This window comes from Streptomyces vietnamensis, assembly GCF_000830005.1.
GTDB classification, from domain to species: domain Bacteria; phylum Actinomycetota; class Actinomycetes; order Streptomycetales; family Streptomycetaceae; genus Streptomyces; species Streptomyces vietnamensis.
The window spans coordinates 2,045,493-2,061,880 of record NZ_CP010407.1 but is presented as its reverse complement, the minus strand read 5'-3'; the positions used below and the strand labels follow the sequence as shown (position 1 = coordinate 2,061,880).

At 74.9% G+C, this 16,388-nt stretch carries 14 protein-coding genes; 5 read left to right on the top strand and 9 right to left on the bottom strand.

Annotated features, from left to right (window positions below; translation table 11 throughout):
• Positions 1 to 54: 54 nt before the first annotated feature.
• From SVTN_RS09085 to SVTN_RS09075, 3 genes are all read right to left on the bottom strand, one after another.
• A complete protein-coding gene (locus SVTN_RS09085) occupies positions 55 to 2,049 on the bottom strand; it encodes a HEAT repeat domain-containing protein (RefSeq protein ID WP_052499030.1) in 1,995 nt (664 codons plus the stop codon).
• A complete protein-coding gene (locus SVTN_RS09080; protein ID WP_052499640.1) occupies positions 2,042 to 2,425 on the bottom strand; it encodes a hypothetical protein in 384 nt (127 codons plus the stop codon). The genes SVTN_RS09085 and SVTN_RS09080 overlap by 8 nt, the downstream gene beginning before the upstream one ends.
• A gap of 164 nt (positions 2,426 to 2,589) precedes the next feature.
• Positions 2,590 to 4,038, bottom strand: a complete 1,449-nt coding sequence (locus tag SVTN_RS09075; protein ID WP_041128615.1) for a peptidoglycan D,D-transpeptidase FtsI family protein — start codon at positions 4,036 to 4,038, stop codon at positions 2,590 to 2,592.
• A 139-nt stretch (positions 4,039 to 4,177) separates the two neighbouring features.
• On the opposite strand from SVTN_RS09075, the gene SVTN_RS09070 reads away from it, so the two are divergent.
• Positions 4,178 to 5,263, top strand: a complete 1,086-nt coding sequence (locus SVTN_RS09070) for a hypothetical protein (RefSeq protein ID WP_167352199.1) — start codon at positions 4,178 to 4,180, stop codon at positions 5,261 to 5,263.
• A 470-nt stretch (positions 5,264 to 5,733) separates the two neighbouring features.
• On the opposite strand, the gene SVTN_RS09065 is transcribed toward SVTN_RS09070, so the two are convergent.
• From SVTN_RS09065 to SVTN_RS09055, 3 genes are read right to left on the bottom strand one after another with little or no spacing between them, the layout of a single operon-like run.
• A complete protein-coding gene (locus SVTN_RS09065; protein ID WP_052499639.1) occupies positions 5,734 to 6,351 on the bottom strand; it encodes a response regulator transcription factor in 618 nt (205 codons plus the stop codon).
• Positions 6,352 to 6,392: 41 nt separating this feature from the next.
• Positions 6,393 to 7,628 (bottom strand): sensor histidine kinase, encoded by a 1,236-nt coding sequence (locus tag SVTN_RS09060; protein ID WP_041128614.1) that lies wholly within the window; start codon positions 7,626 to 7,628, stop codon positions 6,393 to 6,395.
• Positions 7,625 to 8,620, bottom strand: a complete 996-nt coding sequence (locus SVTN_RS09055) for a hypothetical protein (RefSeq protein WP_041128613.1) — start codon at positions 8,618 to 8,620, stop codon at positions 7,625 to 7,627. Before SVTN_RS09055 ends, SVTN_RS09060 begins: the two co-directional genes overlap by 4 nt.
• Before the next feature lie 165 nt (positions 8,621 to 8,785).
• Between SVTN_RS09055 and SVTN_RS09050 the strand changes: the two genes are divergently transcribed.
• Positions 8,786 to 9,283 (top strand): cupin domain-containing protein, encoded by a 498-nt coding sequence (locus tag SVTN_RS09050; protein WP_041133714.1) that lies wholly within the window; start codon positions 8,786 to 8,788, stop codon positions 9,281 to 9,283.
• 89 nt (positions 9,284 to 9,372) lie between these two features.
• On the opposite strand, the gene SVTN_RS09045 is transcribed toward SVTN_RS09050, so the two are convergent.
• Positions 9,373 to 10,143 (bottom strand): IclR family transcriptional regulator, encoded by a 771-nt coding sequence (locus SVTN_RS09045; protein ID WP_041128612.1) that lies wholly within the window; start codon positions 10,141 to 10,143, stop codon positions 9,373 to 9,375.
• A gap of 151 nt (positions 10,144 to 10,294) precedes the next feature.
• On the opposite strand from SVTN_RS09045, the gene SVTN_RS09040 reads away from it, so the two are divergent.
• Positions 10,295 to 11,788 carry an aldehyde dehydrogenase (NADP(+)) gene (locus SVTN_RS09040; protein WP_174518244.1) on the top strand — a complete coding sequence of 498 codons (1,494 nt, stop codon included), beginning with the start codon at positions 10,295 to 10,297 and terminating at the stop codon, positions 11,786 to 11,788.
• Between the two features lie 15 nt (positions 11,789 to 11,803).
• On the opposite strand, the gene SVTN_RS09035 is transcribed toward SVTN_RS09040, so the two are convergent.
• Complete coding sequence (locus SVTN_RS09035) at positions 11,804 to 12,805, bottom strand: zinc-dependent alcohol dehydrogenase family protein (RefSeq protein WP_041128611.1); 1,002 nt, start codon at positions 12,803 to 12,805, stop codon at positions 11,804 to 11,806.
• Positions 12,806 to 12,895: 90 nt separating this feature from the next.
• Between SVTN_RS09035 and SVTN_RS09030 the strand changes: the two genes are divergently transcribed.
• The gene (locus tag SVTN_RS09030) at positions 12,896 to 13,810 is read left to right on the top strand and encodes an AraC family transcriptional regulator (protein ID WP_041128610.1); all 915 of its coding nucleotides are present in this window, start codon (positions 12,896 to 12,898) and stop codon (positions 13,808 to 13,810) included.
• 43 nt (positions 13,811 to 13,853) lie between these two features.
• Here SVTN_RS09030 and SVTN_RS09025 read toward each other — a convergent pair whose 3' ends face one another.
• Entirely contained in the window at positions 13,854 to 15,221 is a 1,368-nt protein-coding gene (locus SVTN_RS09025) for an MFS transporter (protein ID WP_041128609.1), read from the bottom strand.
• Between the two features lie 70 nt (positions 15,222 to 15,291).
• On the opposite strand from SVTN_RS09025, the gene SVTN_RS46125 reads away from it, so the two are divergent.
• Positions 15,292 to 16,305, top strand: coding sequence for a GlxA family transcriptional regulator (locus SVTN_RS46125; RefSeq protein ID WP_052499029.1), 1,014 nt, complete (start codon positions 15,292 to 15,294; stop codon positions 16,303 to 16,305).
• The last annotated feature ends 83 nt before the right edge of the window (positions 16,306 to 16,388 follow it).

Genomic DNA, 16,388 nt, shown 5'->3' with positions numbered 1-16,388 from the left:
GGGGATCGGTCAGATGCCCTAGGAATCAGGGCCTGCGGCCCCTCCGCCACCCCGTCACATCCGGCGATCGCCCTGGTCGGGCGGTGTTCCGGCGCCGCGGGGCGCCGGACCCGCGACGGCCCGCAGCGCGGCGTGCGCCGCCGCGCACAGCTCGTCGTCCTCCGGTACGGACCGCCAGCTGCCGTGCTCCACCGGCCGCTCGTCCGCGTCGAGGAACGCCCGGAGCGCGGGTACGGCGGGCGCGGCCGCCGGGCCGATCCGGCCGAGCAGCCGGACCGTCTCGGTGACCGACCGGGTGACGCCCCCGCCGGTGTACGGCTCGATCGCCGCCACCAGCGCGGGCACCACCTCGTCGGCGCGACCGGTGACCCGCCACAGCGCCTCGCCGGCGCGCAGCGGCAGCCAGCCCGTGTCGTCCCGGTGGAGCAGTTCCCGCAGCCGGTCCGTGTACGGGGCTCCCGCCGCGCCGAGCTCGCCGAGCAGGGCCAGGGCCTGGGCGTCCCCGTACGGCTCCGCGAGCCTCGGGAGCAGCAGCTTGCGGGCCGGCTCCCGGTCGCCCGTCAGCCGTCCGTACGCGAGGGCCAGCATGGCCGGCGCGAACGGCCGGCCCGGGGGCCGGACGCGCAGCAGGACCCGCAGCCGCGCCCGGTCCACGGCCGCCGCGGCCTCCGGGCCGATCGCCGAGAGCGCGTCGAGCGCCCAGACGGCGCCGTCGGTCTCAAGGAGGCCGATCAGCTCGGGGATCGCCGGCGCGGCGGCCGGGCCCCAGTCCGTCAGGACCTGGCAGAGCGCGCGTCGGGCGTCGAGGGAGCCGGCGGCGGCGAGCGCGGCCCGCAGCGGCGGCAGCAGCACCTCGGCGTGGGCGGCGAGCGGGCCGAGCGTCTCGTGGAGGCTCAGGTCGTGCGTCCACCAGCTCGGCGAATGGACCGAGCAGTACGCGAAGCCGAGCCGCTCCCCGGCGAGGCGGCGGGCCAGCGGCTCCGCGCAGCACGGGTCGCCGGTCCGGGACAGCGCCCACAGGGCGTGGTCCTGGGCGGGCAGGTAGGCCTCGCCCTCGTCCGTGACCATCGCGGAGAGCCGGTCCGCCCACGGCCGGGCGGCGGTCCCGCACATGCCGAGGACCCGGGCGGCGAAGAGCCGGTTCTCCGGTTCCGGGTCGCCGAGCAGGGCCGCCACCGCGGGCAGCAGGGCCGGTACGGCCGAGCGCCACCGGCCCAGCTCCCCGGCGGCCGCCTCCAGGGCGCCGCGCCGGGTCGTCGCGTCGGCGTGTCCGAGGAGCTTCGCGATCAGGCCGGTGACGGCGGTGCGGTCGGCGCCGAGGAGCCGGAGCGCCTGCGTGACCGACCGGCCGCCCAGCTCGCCGCCGGCCAGCACCTCGGCGACCACGCGCGCGTGCCGTGGATCGGCGGTGCCGGGCTGGGCGGCGCGCAGCGCCTCCACGGCCCGGAGCCGTACGCCGGGTTCGACCCCCGGCCGGGTCAGGTCCCGCAGCCGTCCGACGGTCCGCTCGTGCTCCCGGTCGGCGTGCGGGGCGAGGTCGCGCACGGCCTCGACGATCCCGTGCCGGACGGCGGTGTCGGTCTCCGTCTCCCAGCGGGCCCACAGCAGGGCGAGCACCTCGGCGGCCCGCGGCCGGGCCTCGCCGAGCGCCTCGGTGACGGCCCGTCGTACGTCGGCGGACGGATCGTGGAGGAGGGGGAGGAGGACCGTGACGGCCGCGTCCCAGGCCTCCGCCCAGCCGCGGGCGACCCAGCGCGGTTCGACTCTGTTCCCCTCGCAGGCGAGGCACGCGACGAGGTCCAGGAGGTCCGCCCGGACCGTCACGGCCGGATCGGCGGCGGCGCGGACGAGGAAGGGAAGGGCCGCCACGGCGGAGGAGACTACGCAGCCGCCGCTGTGGTGGATGTTCGTGAGGAGTTCGTCGGCGGCCTCCGCCGCCTCGTCCGGCCGGTACAGGGCCCGGAGAAGGCCGGGGACGTCGGTGGCCGCCCCGTACGCGTGTTCCAGGGAGCCCCAGGCGATGTCGTCGATCCCGTCCGGCTCACGCATGCGCCACCGCCCGCTTCTCGTACCGCAGCGCGACCCCCGTCACCACCGCGCCGAGCCCCTCCCACAGGCCCACGCCGAGGAAGCCGGACGGGGCGCGGCCGGTGACGACCGCCAGGGTGAAGACCGTGAAGGTGAGCAGCCGGAAGGGGACCGTCCAGCGGAAGAAGGGCTTCCAGTCGGCGAGGGCGGCCAGGACGTAGTAGACGCCCATGTTGAGCGCGGCCATCGAGGAGGCCGTCAGGAACACCAGGGTGTGGTCGCCGTCGGCGCGCCCGCCCGCGGGCACCGGCTCGAAGCCCATGACGGTGAGCAGGGCGTCCGGGACGACCAGGCCCACCACCCCCAGGGCGGCGGCGAGCACGCCGAAGACCGCCATGGTCCAGCCGGACAGGGAACGGGGCAGGCGCACGGCGGTCCTCCGCGAGGTGAGTGCAGGGTCAGCGGATCGAATACGTGCTCGGTCCACGAGCGTGACCCTGCATATCGTGCGACGGGGACCCGCGGCCAATCGGCCCCCGTCTCCCGTCACTTCACGTCACTTCACTTCAGCGCGGCTTCCATCATCTTCTGCGCCACCGGGGCCGCCAGGCCGTTGCCGCTGACCTCGGAGCGGGCCGCGCCCGAGTCCTCGATCATGACCGCGACGGCGACCTGCTTCCCGGTCGAGGCGTCCTTGGCGTACGAGGTGAACCAGGCGTACGGCGTCTTGCTGTTGTTCTCGCCGTGCTGCGCGGTGCCGGTCTTGCCGCCGACCTCGGCGCCGTCCACCGCCGCGTTGGTGCCGGTGCCCTTCTCCACCACGGTCACCATCGCGCTGCGCAGCTGTTCGGCCGTCGAGGAGGAGACGATCCGCTCGGTGTCCCCGTCCTTGTACGAGGTCAGCGCGTCGCCGTCGGAGTCGACGACCTCCGAGACCATGTGCGGGGCGGCGAGCAGGCCGTCGTTGGCGATCGCGGCCGACACCATGGCCATCTGCAGCGGGGTGGCGGTCACGTCGAACTGGCCGATGCCGGTCAGCGCCGTCTGCGCCTTGTCCATGCCGGAGGGGTACACGCTCGCGTAGGCGCGGACCGGGACGTCCAGCTCGGCGTCGTTGAAGCCGAACTTCTCCGCCATCGCCCTCACCTTGTCCTGCCCCAGGTCGGCGGCCATCTTGCCGAAGACGTTGTTGCAGGAATAGCGGAGCGCGGTGCGGATCGTGGCGTTCTCGCAGGGCGCGGAGGCGTTCTCGTTCCTCAGCACGGTCCGGGTGCCCGGCAGGGTGTACGGGTCGGGACTCTTCGTCGCCGTGTCGACGGAGCCGTACAGGCCGTCCTCCAGGGCGGCGGCCGCGACGACCAGCTTGAAGGTGGAGCCGGGCGGGAGCGGCTGCCGGAGCGCGCGGTTCACCAGCGGCTTGTCCTCGTCGGCCATCAGCCGCTTCCAGACGTCGCCGTCGTTCGTCCCGGAGATCTTCGACGGGTCGTAGGACGGGGTGGAGACCATGGCGAGGATCCGGCCGGTCGCCGGGTCGACGGCGACGGCCGCGCCCTTCTTGCTCCCGAGCGCCCGGTAGGCGGCCTTCTGCACGGCCGGGTCGATCGTGGTGACGACCGTGCCCGGCTGCTGCTGCTTGCGGGTGACGGCGTCCACGGGGTTCTTCAGCCGGTCGTCGGTGCCGTCGAGGACCTTGGAGTAGATGCCCTCCAGCTGGGTGGCGCCGTACGCCTGCGAGCTGTAGCCGGTGACCGCCGCGTACAGCTTGCCGTCCGTGTACGTGCGCTTGTACGCGAGGTCCGATCCCTCCGTCCTCTTCGAGCCGGTGACCGGGGAACCGGCCACGACGATGTTCCCGAGCGGCTGCGCGTACTGCGCGATGGTCTTCCGCCGGTTCTTCGAGTCGTCCGCGAGCGCCTTGCCTTCGTACGCCTGTACCCAGGTGGCCCGCCCGAGGAGGGCGAGCACCAGGACCAGGACGAAGACCGACGTGTGCCTGATCGTCTTGTTCATCGCACTGGTGGGGACGAACGGGCCGGTGCCGGACGTTCCGGATGTGGCCCGTTTCTCAGCCAACCTTCATGTCCGAGGACCATGTGATCATGTGGGGGCCCTGGGGAGGGGCCCGAGACGCACGGGGTGAGGAGTCGGTGTGAGCAGGGGCGGGGAGCAGGACGGTTCGTCCGTGCCGGACGAGGTGTGGGAGGAGTTCCTCCGGACCTCCGTCGAGGGCGCGGGCGACGCGCCGAAGGAGCCGTCCGCGCGGGCCCGCGAGGTCGCCGGCCGGCTGCGGGCCGAGCCTGCGGAGCCGACGCCGTGGCGCGCGCACACGCCAGCCGGGCGCCCCCGGCGGCGCAAGGGCTGGTACGTGGCGGGGCTCGTGGCCTGCCTCGTGCTGCTCGTCGTGGCCCTGGACCCGGGCGGCTTCGTCGGCTGGTCCGGCGGCGACGGCGACCCGGCCGGGAAGCCCCTCGCGCAGGAGTCGGAGCGGCCGGACCAGGCACCGCCCGCCGAGCCGGGCGGACGGCCCACCCTCGACGAGCCCTTCCGGGGCTCCCCGGCGGCCCACTGGGCGAACGGCACGGCCGGCATCACCGTGCCCCCTGCCAGGGCGACCGGCTGGATGACGAAGGCCGAGGTGGAACGCGCCCTCGCGCGGACCCGCGACTTCCTCGCCGCGTCCGGCCTGGACCCGGCGGTGCTGCGCGGCGGACGCCCGGAGAAGGCGATCGCCCTGATGAACCCGCACCAGAAGGACGTCCAGACCTACGTGACGACCTCCCTGGCCGCCCCCGGCAAGGACCACGACCCGCTGCTGCTCTTCAGCCGCTTCGACCCGGCGCAGGCGCGCCCGGCCGGCGACGTGGTGAAGACCCGTGGCCGGATGAGCTTCCGGGAGGGGCGGCTCGGGGCCCTGGAGGTGACCGCCGACGTCACGTACGTGTACCCGGTCGCGCCGGCCGGCGGCGGCGACGAGGTCGTGCGCGTGATCGTGCGGCGGGAGACCGTGGTGAGCTGGGACGACCCGTCGAAGGTGATCACCGAGAAGGGCACCTTCAGTCTCCTGTCGTACAAGACCGACATGACGAACGGCGGCTGCGACAACGCCACCGGCTATTTCCGGCCGGAGTTCGGCGGGGGAGGGCCCGCTACGAGTGGCGAGGCGGTCGACCCGTACGACCGGACGGGACCGATCGCCGAGGGCCGCGCGGGCTGCGGGACCGCGACGCGCTCATAAGCCGACGACGACCAGCCCCCACCACCCGTTGATGGCCGGCGCCCCGCCGTTGTGGGCCCGCGCCCGCCCCGTCGTGGGCCTGTGCCCGCCCCGTTGTGGGCATGCGTTCCGCCGGGGCGGAACGGGTGGGCACAACGGAACGGCGCCCTTGCCGGCGCCAGAGGCTTCCGTGCCTGAACCCGCACCCTGTGTGCGCCGCGCGGTCGGTGCGGGTCAGGGCGCGAAACGCCTAGGCCCGGCTGGGGGCACCGTCCCGTGTGCCCACCCGTCCCGCCCCAGCGGGACGATTGCCCACACGGGCGGGGGCGAAGGCCCAGCCGGGCGCGGGTCACACGGCACCTGGGCGAAGGCCCAGCCGGGCACGGGCCCACACGGCGGGCGGCGGAAGGACACCGCCCAGCACGGGCGCGGGCCCGCACGGGCAGGGGCGCCGTCCACACGGGCGCGGGTCCGCGCGGGTGCGGGGCCGGTTAGTTCGCTCCCGTGAAGCCCGACTCGTACGCCAGGATCACCGCCTGCGTCCGGTCCCGCGCCCCCAGCTTCGACAGGACCGCCGCCACATGCGTCTTCACCGTCGCCGGCCCCACCCCCATCCGCTCGGCGATCTCCGCGTTCGTGAGGCCCGTCGCCACCAGGCGGAGCACCTCCGCCTCCCGTTCGGTGAGCCGTGCCACCCAGGGCGGTGCCACCGGCGGCCGGCGGCGGGCGTGTTCGGCGGCCAGGCCCCGTACCGCCGCCGGGTAGAGCAGCGAGTCGCTCCGCGCGACAAGCCGGACCGCGCTCACCAGTTCCTCCGCCGCCGCCCGCTTCAGCAGGAAGCCGGCCGCGCCCACGCGCAGCGCGTCGTACACGTAGGAGTCGTTCTCGAAGGTGGTCACCACCACGATCCGCGGCGGCTCCGCCATCCCGGCGAGGATCTGCTCGGTGGCCCGGATCCCGTCGATCTCCGGCATCCGCACGTCCATGAGGACGACGTCCGGCCGCTCGGCCCGCACCACCGACACCGCCTCGGCGCCGGTGGACGCCTCGCCGACGACCTCCAGGCCGGGCTCCGCGTCCAGGATGACCCGCAGGGCCGTCCTGACCATCCGCTCGTCGTCGGCGAGGACGATCCTGATCGCCGGGGCGCTCACCGGGGGATCCTCGCCGTGAGGCGCCACACCGCACCGGCCGGACCGGCGGAGGCGGTGCCGCCGAGCAGCCGGGCCCGCTCGGCGATCCCGCGCAGGCCGCGCCCGCCGTCGGGCCGGGTGACCGGGGGCCGGTCGGGCAGGGGGTTCTCCATGGTGATCTCCAACTCCTCGGTACGGGCGTCGAGTCGTACGGTGACGGGCGCGCCGCCCGCGTGCCGGGCCGCGTTCGTCAGCCCTTCCTGGACGATCCGGTACGCCTCCCGGGACAGCGCCTCCGGTACGGAGTCCAGCGCCCCGTCCACCGTCAGCGCCACCCGCGGCCCGGCGCCCCGCATCAGGGCCTCCAGGGCGTCGAGCCCCGGCCCCACGCCCTCCTCGACCTCCTCGCCCCGGCGCAACAGGCCCAGTACCCAGTCCAGTTCGCCGACCGTGCGCCGGGTGGTCTCCTCGATCGCGGTCAGCGCCTCCCGTACGAACTCCAGGTCGGCCTTGTCGCCGTCCAGGACCCGGCGGGCCGCGCCCGCCTGGAGGGTGACCGCGCTCAGGGCGTGGCCGACCGAGTCGTGCAGTTCGCGGGCGAGCCGGTTGCGGGACTCGGCCTCGGCGGCGCGCCGTTCGGCCGCCGCGAGCCGGTCCGCGGGGCTCGGCCCGAGCAGCCGGGGCGCCTGCCGGGCGAGCAGGGCGCCGGTCGCGGCGGCGACGGCGGCGAGCGCGAGGAGCATCAGCAGGCCCGCCGGGAGCGCGGCCCAGACCCACCAGGGCCGGTCGAGCCCCCAGTACCGGCCGAGTTCGGAGTCCCGGAGGGCCGGCGAGAACGGCAGCGCCATGACGGCGACCGCGAACGGCGGCAGGGCGAGCGTCGCCCCGCTGATCAGCGCCCCGGCGCCCAGGTGGAGGGTGAACCAGCCGGCCGTCCGGACCCTGGCCTCCCGGCCGCGCGCCGGTCCGTCCGCGAACCGGTCCGCCGCCACCCCGCACAGGGCCCGCGCCGCCGCCACCGACATCGGCCGGGCCAGCGGGAAGAGCGCGACGACCGCCGCGAGCGGCAGCCCCACCGCGTACGCCCCGAACTGCACCCCGAGGCCGCCGTTGAACATGCCGCCGTCGTCGAGCAGCGGCCCCGTGACGAGGGTGCCGACCATCCAGAACGGCATGAACAGCGCGCCGCCCAGGATGAGCTGGAGCCAGCGCAGCCTGGCCCGCTGCCCGAACAGGGCCGTCACCGGTCTCACGCCCCGGCGCTCCGCCGCCGAAGGAACAGTGCCACGCACGCGGCGAGCAGGAACCCGGTGATCATGTCGCCAGCGTAGGACAGCTGTACGAGCCCGGGGACGTGCTTCGACGGATCCGGATCCGGCAGCAGCGCCACGAGTGACAGGTAGGCGCCCCAGCAACCCGCGGCACCCGAGGCCGTCCAGGCCAGGGCGAGCGTGGTGCGGACCCGCAGCCGGGCGGGCCGGCGCAGCACCAGGAAGAGGGTGAAGGCGACGGCGACGACGACGAACACGAGCCGGTCGGCCTCCAGGACGTAGTCGTCGGAGTCGCGTTCGGCGATCATCCGGGCGGACAGGCCCGTGATCGAACCGGTCGCCCACAGCAGGTGGAGCGTGGCGGGCACCAGGGCGACGACCGCGCCGGCCACGGCGAGGAGCCGAGCCCCGGGCCCGGACGTGCGGGCGGAAAGATCACCGAGCCGACCCTGCCACAGATGGCTCCAGCGGTCCCGGGCGTACAGGGCGAAGAGGGTGCCGAGGGCGAGGCCCTGAAGGATGAACCCGCCGTAGACGACGCCGAACACCCACTCGTCCAGGAAGGGTTCGCTGGGCGCGGCGGCCTTCGCGTCGCCGGTGACGAGGGCGACCGCGAGCTGCGCCGGATAGCCGGTCATGATCGGGGCGAGCAGCCCGGTCGCCGCCCACATGGGGAGGGCGAGCAGCCAGGCGGGGAACCGGCGGCCCCAGGCCTGGGTGAGGAGCAGGGCGAGGACGACGACGAGGACGTCGGCGACCACCGAGACCGCGTTGACGGCCGCCATCAGCTCCCGGCGCTCCAGGAGCACGCTCCCGGCCGGGATGCCGAGCTCGCTGCCCGCCACCCAGGCGACCTTGAGCGAGATGTACGGGAGGCAGGCGAGGATCGCGAGGGCGCGCAGCGCCCGGCGGGCGGCGTTCGGACGGTGGCCGGCGGCGGGCGCCGGGGCGGGGAGGTGCGCGGTCTGTGTCATGGCTCCACGCTCCCGCGCGGGCCCCGGCCGCCACCTCCTGCCGAACGGTGAACCGCCTCCGCCGCACGGGGGAGGAGCCCTCCTCCTCTCTCCCTGGATTGACCCATGTTTCCGACGGTCGATTGCCCCTGCCGGGAAGGTCAATGGCCTCCTAGGGTGGTGATCATGAACGAGATCGAGACCTTCGCCCCGCTCCTCACCCGCGCCGCCACCGCCGAGACCACCGCCGACCCGAGCAGCGTGATGACCCTCCTCGCCGACTCCGACACCACCGGCGGGCAGCTCACCAGCTACCGCTCCTCGTTCGCGAAGGGCGCGGTCGGCGCCCCGGCGCACTTCCACACCAAGGCCTCGGAGATGTTCTTCGTGCTCGGCGGCTCGCTGCAGGTCCTGGTCGGCGAGGAGCTGACCGTCCTGGACCAGGGCGACTTCCTCCTCGTCCCGCCGCACACCCCGCACGCCTTCGCGGCGGCGCCCGGCGCCGAGGCCGACGTCCTCTTCGTCTTCACGCCCGGCATGGCCCGCTTCGACTACCTGCGCCTCCTCGGCCGCGTCATGCGGGGCGAGGCGAGCGTCGAGGAGATCAAGGCCTCCTCGGAGCAGTACGACAACCACTACGTCGAGAGCCCGGTCTGGCAGAAGGCCCTCGCCGACCGCGCCTGAGCGCGCGCGTCACAGGCGGCGGGTCGCCAGGGCAGGCCGATCCCGTACGTCACAGGCAGCGGGGCGCAAGCGCCGGCCGACCCCGCGCGTCACAGGCGGCGGGTCGCAAGCGTCAGTCGGTCCCGCGCGTCGAACAGCGCGTCCTTGATCATCTGTTCGTGGGCCGGGGTGAGCCGTGCCACCGGCACCGAGCAGCTGATCGCGTCCCGCGCCGGGGTCCGGTAGGGGACCGCGACGCCGAAGCAGCGCAGCCCCAGGGTGTTCTCCTCGCGGTCCACCGCGTAGCCCTGCTCGCGGACGGCGTGCAGCTCCTCGATGAGCTTCTCGCGGTCGGTGATCGTGTGCTCGGTCAGCGCCGGGAGCGTCTCCGGGAGCAGCTTGCGCACCTGCTCGTCGCTGTGGGTGGCGAGCAGCGCCTTGCCCAGCGCGGTCGAGTGCGCGGGCAGCCGGCGCCCGACCCGGGCGAACGGCCGCAGATAGTGCTGGGACTGACGGGTCGCCAGATAGACGACGTTGGTGTCGTCGAGGCGCGCCAGGTGGATGGTCTCGGTGGTGTCGTCGGAGAGCCGGTCGAGGGTGGGCCGGGAGGCGGCCACCACCTCGTCGCCGTCGATGTACGAGGTGCCGACGAGCAGCGCCCGCACCCCGATCCCGTACCGCGTGCCCGTCGCGTCCGTCTCCACCCAGCCCAGCTCGACGAGGGTGCGCAGCAGCATGTACAGGCTGGACTTGGGGTAGCCGACGGCCTCCTGGACGGTGGCGAGCGAGTGCATTCCGGGGCGGCCCGCGAAGTACTCGAGCAGTTCCACGGTCCGCACCGCGGACTTCACCTGTGCCCCACCCGCGTCGGCAGTCGCCATGGCCCCTCGCCCCTTTTCCGTTGTCCGGCCGCCCACCGGCCGCCCCGGCCGGACGGGGCCCTTGTGGAGACGGCCGGGCCGTCAATAGAGTCCCGTCCGGATGTGTTCATCCACGGGAACGGTGTTCAGAGTAGCGAACAGGGGCGTGGCGGTGGCGGCAGAACCAGTGTGGAGTGTGGACCCCCGGACCGGGAAGCCGCGCGAGCAGGTCGCGGTGGAGGCCACGGCCGAGGAGGTCGACCACGCCGTCCGGGCCGCGCACGCCGCCCGCGGGGCCCTCGCCGATCGCGTGGTCCGGTCCGCCTTCCTCCGTACCGCCGCCGACCTCCTCGACGCCTCCGGCGAGCACGTCGTCGAGGCGGCCGACGCCGAGACCGCCCTCGGGCCCGTCCGCCTCACCGGCGAACTGGCCCGCACCACCGCCCAGTTGCGGGCCTTCGCCGAGGTCGTCGAGGACGGCTCCTTCCTCGACGTCCGGATCGACCTCCCCGACCCCGCGGCCGCCCCGCCCCGGCCCGACCTGCGCCGCTGGAAGATCCCGCTCGGCGTCGTCGCCGTCTACGCCGCGAGCAACTTCCCGCTCGCCTTCTCCGTCCCCGGCGGCGACACCGCGAGCGCCCTCGCGGCCGGCTGCCCCGTCGTGATCAAGGCCCACCCCGACCACCCGGCCACCTCCGAGCTCTGCGCCTCCCTGCTGCGCCGGGCCGCCGCCAAGGCCGGCCTCCCCGAGGACGTCGTCGTCCTCGTCCACGGCTTCGACGCGGGGGTGGAGCTGATCCGCCACCCGCTCGTCGCGGCGGCCGGCTTCACCGGCTCGATCCGCGGCGGCCGGGCCCTCTTCGACGCGGCCGCCACCCGGCCCGTCCCCATCCCCTTCCACGGCGAACTCGGCTCCCTCAACCCGGTCGTGGTCACCGAGGCCGCCGCCGCGGAGCGCGCCGAGGAGATCGGCGCGGGCCTGGCCGGCTCCATGACCCTGGGCGCCGGCCAGTTCTGCACCAAGCCCGGCTTCGTCCTCGCCCCCCGCGGAGCGGACGGCGACCGCTTCCTCGACGCCCTCACCGCCGCCGTCAGCGAGACCGAACCGTCTGTCATGCTCGACCACCGGATGCGGGACGCCTTCGTCGCCGGGGTCGCCGAGCGTGCCGCGCTCCCCGGCGTGGACACCCCGGTCACTCCCGGCGCGGGCGGCGCCCACACCGTCAGCGCCGGCGTCCTCGCCGTCGACGCCGCCGTGCTCGCCGACGGCGGCCACCACCTCCTCCTGGAGGAGTGCTTCGGGCCGGTCACCGTCGTCGCCCGCTACTCCGGCCGGGAGGAGGTGACCGCCGTCCTCGGCCTGCTGCCCGGCAACCTCACCGCCGGCCTGCACATCGCCGACGAGGACCCGGACGCGGCCCCGCTGCTCGCCGAACTCACCCCGCTGGCCGGCCGCGTCCTCGTCAACGGCTGGCCGACCGGCGTCGCCGTCGCACCCGCCCAGCACCACGGCGGCCCCTACCCGGCCACCACCTCCACCTCCACCTCGGTCGGCGCGACCGCGATCGAGCGCTGGCTGCGCCCGGTCACGTACCAGTCGACGCCCGACCACCTCCTCCCGCCGGAACTCCGCGACGGCAACCCGCTGGGGCTGCCCCGGCGCTGACGGGTCAGAGGACGGTCAGAGCCTGACCACGATCTTCCCGAAGTGCGTGTTCGACTCCATGAGGCGGTGGGCGTCGGCGATCCGCTCCAGACCGTCGAAGGTCTCGGCGATCACCGGCGCCAGGGAGCCGTCCCGCAGCCCCGAGCCGATGAACCCGGCCGCGAGCCGGCGCCCCTCCGCCGTCCTGGCCAGTGCCCCGTTCGCGTACGTGTGCGTGGTCAGCGGCCAGTTCCGCGACAGCTCGACCGGCCGCGGGTCCAGCCAGCCGTAGAGCACGGCGGTGCCACCGGTCCGCAGCGCGTCCCCGAGCCGGGCGAAACCGGGCCCGCCGATCGCGTCGAAGGCCAGGTCCGCGCCCGCCCCGCCGGTGATCCGCCGCACCTCCTCGACCAGGTCCTCGGTGTCGGTGGTCACCACGTGCGCCGCCCCCAGTTCGAGGAGCCGCTTCCGCTTCCCCTCGCCGCGGGTGGTGGCGATCGGTACGGCCCCGACCCGCAGCGCCGTCTGGACCGCGGCCGTCCCCACCCCGCTCGACGCGCCCGTGATCACCACGTGGTCGCCGGGGCGCAGCCCGCCGGTCAGCGCCATGCCTCCGTACGCGGTGAAGTAGCCCAGCCAGACCGCAGCCGCGGTCACCGCGTCCACGCCCTCGGGCCGGGCCACCACGTACTCCTCGGGGAGCACCACCCGCTCCGCGTGCACGCCGTACGTCCCGAACTCGAAGTTGGCCGCCGCCATCACCGGATCGCCCGGGGCGTACGCCGTGACCCCCGCGCCGACCGCCTCGACCACGCCCGCCGCCTCGTAACCGAGCCGTGAACCCGGCAGTGTCGCCGGGTAGTAGTAGGTGCCGGCGCGGAACAGGGCCTCGGCGCGGTTGAGTCCGATCGCCTCGACGCGGACGAGCACCTCCCCGGGACCGGGCGCCGACAGCGGCACCTCCTCGACCTTCAGGACCTCGGGACCGCCGAGCTCGTGGAACAGAACTGCCTTCGTCGTCATGCCTGTTGTCGTCATGACCTCGACGTTAGGAAGGACCGGCAAGACGATCCATGTCTCCTCGGCTTCCCACCATGTCCGATCGTCTCGCACGCTATCGTTCGGGTCATGGACGTACTGAGCGATGCCATCGCCGCCATGCGCACCGGGCGCCCCCACTCCTCCCGCACCGTCCGCTTCGCCCCCTGGGGCTTCCGCTTCCCGCCGAGCAAGGGCGCCGGATTCCACGTCGTCCTCCAGGGCACCGCCTGGCTGCTGCCCCCGGACGGCGGCGCCCCCGTCCGGCTCGGCCCCGGCGACGTCGTCCTCCTCGCCCACGGCACCGGCCACGGCCTCGCCGACCGGCCCGACACCCCGCTCGTCGACGCCCTGCCCGCCCCCGACGGCTCCTGGCCCACCCGGCCCGACCGTGGACCCGTCGGCGCCGAGGAGACCCTGCTGCTGTGCGGCGCCTACCAGCTCAGCCGGGCCCGCGCCCACCCCCTGCTCACCGACCTGCCCCCGTACGTGCACCTCCCGGCACGCGTCGGCTCCCACCCCCGGCTGCGCGCCGCCGTCGACCTGCTCGGCGCCGAACTCGCCGAGCCCCAGCCGGGCTCCGACGCGATCGTCCCCGCCCTCCTCGACACCCTGCTCCTGTACCTGCTGCGCACCTGGTGGCTCGCCGAACGCGGCGACCGCTCCACCGGCTGGTCGGCCGCGCTCAGCGACCCGGCCGTCGCGGGCGCCCTGCGCGCCCTGCACGGCGACCCCGCCAGGGCGTGGACGGTCGAGGAGCTCGGCGCGCTCGGCGGCCTCTCCCGCGCCGCCTTCGCCCGCCGCTTCACCGCCCTCGTGGGACGGCCGCCCCTCGCGTACCTCACCTGGTGGCGCATGACCACGGCCGGCCGCCTCCTCCGCTCCGACGACCTCCCCCTCCGCGCGGTCGCCGAACGCTCCGGGTACTCCTCGGAGTTCGCCTTCGCCAAGGCCTTCAAGCGGGAGTACGGGGTGGCGCCGGGCCAGTACCGGAAGGGCGCTTAGCGACTCGTTACGGGGTGGGACCCGGCCAGTACCGCAAGGGCGCCTAGCGGGTCCGGCGGCGCGGCAGCCGCAGCGAGACCAGGGTCGTCACGGCCAGCAGCCCGGCGCTGATCAGGAGGCTCGTGCGCAGGGCGCTCGCCATGTCCTGGGCCGCGAGCGAGCCGAAGACCGCGATGGCGAGCGCGCCCGCCGTCTGCCGGATCGCGTTCAGGAGGCCCGCCGCCGTGCCCGCCCGCTCCGCCGGGACCGCCTCCATCATCGCCGCGATCAGCGGCGGCAGGGAGAACCCGGCGCCCAGCGCGAGCGGCACGAGGAGCAGGGCCTGGGCCACCCGCGAGGAGTCCGCGTCCACGGTGAGCAGGCCGAGGAGCCCGGCCACCGCGACCGTCTGGCCCACGACGATCGGCAGCCGCGCCCCGTACCGCCCGGCCACCCTCGCCGACAGGACGTTCACCCCGGCGAGCAGCCCCGTCATCGGCAGGAACATCAGCCCCGCGCCGAGCGCCGAGAGCCCGAGGACCTGCTGGAAGAAGAGGCCGAACACGAAGACCATGCCGTAGAAGGCCACGCTGTTCGCCGAACCGGCCGCCACCGCCACCGCGACCGTCGTGTTACGGAACAGCCCGAGCGGGACCATCGGATGCCGCCGCCGCGCCTCGATCAGCAGGAACGCGGCGAAGGAGACCACCGCGACCCCCAGCGCCCACCAGGCCTCCGTGCCGCCCTCGATCGCGGCGAAGGTCAGCGCCCCGAGCGCCGTCATCGCCGTCAGCTGCCCCGGCAGGTCCAGCGGGGCCGGCCGGCGCTCCGAGCGGGCGACCCGGGTCAGCAGGACGAGCGCGAGGAGCCCGAGGGGCAGGTTGATGAAGAAGATCCCGCGCCAGCTCCAGGCCGTGGTCAGCGCCCCGCCCGCGACCGGGCCGAGCGCCACCGCGACCGTGCCGCCCGCCGCCCACAGCGACACCGCACGGGCCCGCCGCGCCGGATCGCCGTACGCCTCCCGTACGAGGGCGAGGGAGGCCGGCAGCATCACGGCCGCCGCCGCGCCCTGCACCGTCCGGGCCGCCAGGAGTCCGGGGAGGCCGGGGGCCAGCCCGCAGGCGGCCGAGGCGAGGGCGAAGACGACGACCCCCGCCCCGTACGCCCGGCTCGCCCCGACCCGGTCGGCGAGGGCTCCGCTGGAGAGCAGCAGCGCGGCGAAGGCGAGCGTGTACGAGTCGACCACCCACTGCAGGCCCGTCATCCCGGCCCGCAGGTCGGCGCCGATCGCGGGCAGGGCGACGTTCACGACGGAGGTGTCGAGGGTGATGAGGGCGAAGCCGAGCATGGCGGCGGCGAGGGCGGGGCCGGGGGAGGAGCCGGGGGATTCGCGACGGACAACGGGGGCCTTGGAGAGGGCTGTTGAGGACATGCGCCCAGCTTCGTCAGCCGAAGGCCCGTACAGTAGTGGCTCGAATGCCATACGACCGGAGGTTCTGGCCATGCCGTCGAAGCCGTCCTCGCCCGGCGCGTCCGGAGCGTCCCCCGCCTCCCGGGTGCGGCGCGTCGCCGTGATCGCCGCCCCGCCCGTCTCGATGTTCAACCTGGCCATCCCGGAGATGCTCTTCGGCAAGGTCGAGATCGACGGCCGACCCGGGTACGAGACGGTCATCTGCGCCCCCGACCCCGGGCCCGTCACCACCACCGGCGGCCTCGACTTGATCGTCCCGCACGGACTCGAAGCCGTCGAGGGGGCCGACACCGTGATCCTGGCCGGCAGCGGCGCGTACGAGGATCCCGATCCGCGCGTCCTCGACGTCCTGCGCGCCTCCGCCGACGGGGGCAAGCGGATCGCCTCCATCTGCACCGGCGCCTTCGCGCTCGCCGAGGCCGGACTGCTCGACGGCCGGGCGGCGACGACGTACTGGGCGTACCGGCCGCTGCTCGCCGCCCGGCACCCGGCCGTCGACCTCCAGGACGACGTCCTCTTCGTCCAGGACGGTCCCGTGCTCACCTCCTCCGGATACGCGGCGGGCATCGACCTCTGCCTGCACGTCATCCGCACCGACCACGGCGCCGCCGTCGCCAACGCCGTCGCCCGGCTCGCGCTCGTCGCGCCCGTCCGGCCCGGCGGCCAGACCCAGTTCACCCAGACCCCGCTGCCGCCCGAGCGAGGGGTCTCCTTCGCCGACACGCGCGCGTGGGCGATGGAGCACCTCGACGAACCCCTCGGCCTCACCGACCTCGCCCGGCACGCCGGGGTGTCCGTCCGCACCCTCTCCCGCCGCTTCCACGCCGAGACCGGCGTCAGCCCGCTCCAATGGCTGCTCCACCAGCGCGTCGAGCGGGCGAAGGAACTCCTGGAGACCACCTCCCTCCCCATGGACCAGCTGGCCCGCGCGAGCGGCCTCGGCACGGCGGACTCCCTCCGTCAGCACCTGCTGCGCCGCACCGGCCTCACCCCGAGCGCCTACCGGGCCTCCTTCAACCGCCTGACGGGCGCGGGCACGGCCTGACGGCGGGGTGCTCCGGCTCACACCGGGGCCGGAAACGGAATGAACCGGACCGACGCGCGCGTTCCCCACGGCGTACACACCCC

Bases quoted from the DNA above. Each gene is read 5' to 3' on its own strand.
- SVTN_RS09085 (WP_052499030.1), bottom strand. From the start codon at position 2,049: ATGCGTGAGCCGGACGGGATCGACGACATCGCCTGGGGCTCCCTGGAA.
- SVTN_RS09080 (WP_052499640.1), bottom strand. From the start codon at position 2,425: ATGGCGGTCTTCGGCGTGCTCGCCGCCGCCCTGGGGGTGGTGGGCCTG.
- SVTN_RS09075 (WP_041128615.1), bottom strand. From the start codon at position 4,038: ATGAACAAGACGATCAGGCACACGTCGGTCTTCGTCCTGGTCCTGGTG.
- SVTN_RS09065 (WP_052499639.1), bottom strand. From the start codon at position 6,351: ATGGTCAGGACGGCCCTGCGGGTCATCCTGGACGCGGAGCCCGGCCTG.
- SVTN_RS09055 (WP_041128613.1), bottom strand. From the start codon at position 8,620: ATGACACAGACCGCGCACCTCCCCGCCCCGGCGCCCGCCGCCGGCCAC.
- SVTN_RS09050 (WP_041133714.1), top strand. From the start codon at position 8,786: ATGAACGAGATCGAGACCTTCGCCCCGCTCCTCACCCGCGCCGCCACC.
- SVTN_RS09045 (WP_041128612.1), bottom strand. From the start codon at position 10,143: ATGGCGACTGCCGACGCGGGTGGGGCACAGGTGAAGTCCGCGGTGCGG.
- SVTN_RS09035 (WP_041128611.1), bottom strand. From the start codon at position 12,805: ATGACGACAACAGGCATGACGACGAAGGCAGTTCTGTTCCACGAGCTC.
- SVTN_RS09030 (WP_041128610.1), top strand. From the start codon at position 12,896: ATGGACGTACTGAGCGATGCCATCGCCGCCATGCGCACCGGGCGCCCC.
- SVTN_RS09025 (WP_041128609.1), bottom strand. From the start codon at position 15,221: ATGTCCTCAACAGCCCTCTCCAAGGCCCCCGTTGTCCGTCGCGAATCC.
- SVTN_RS46125 (WP_052499029.1), top strand. From the start codon at position 15,292: ATGCCGTCGAAGCCGTCCTCGCCCGGCGCGTCCGGAGCGTCCCCCGCC.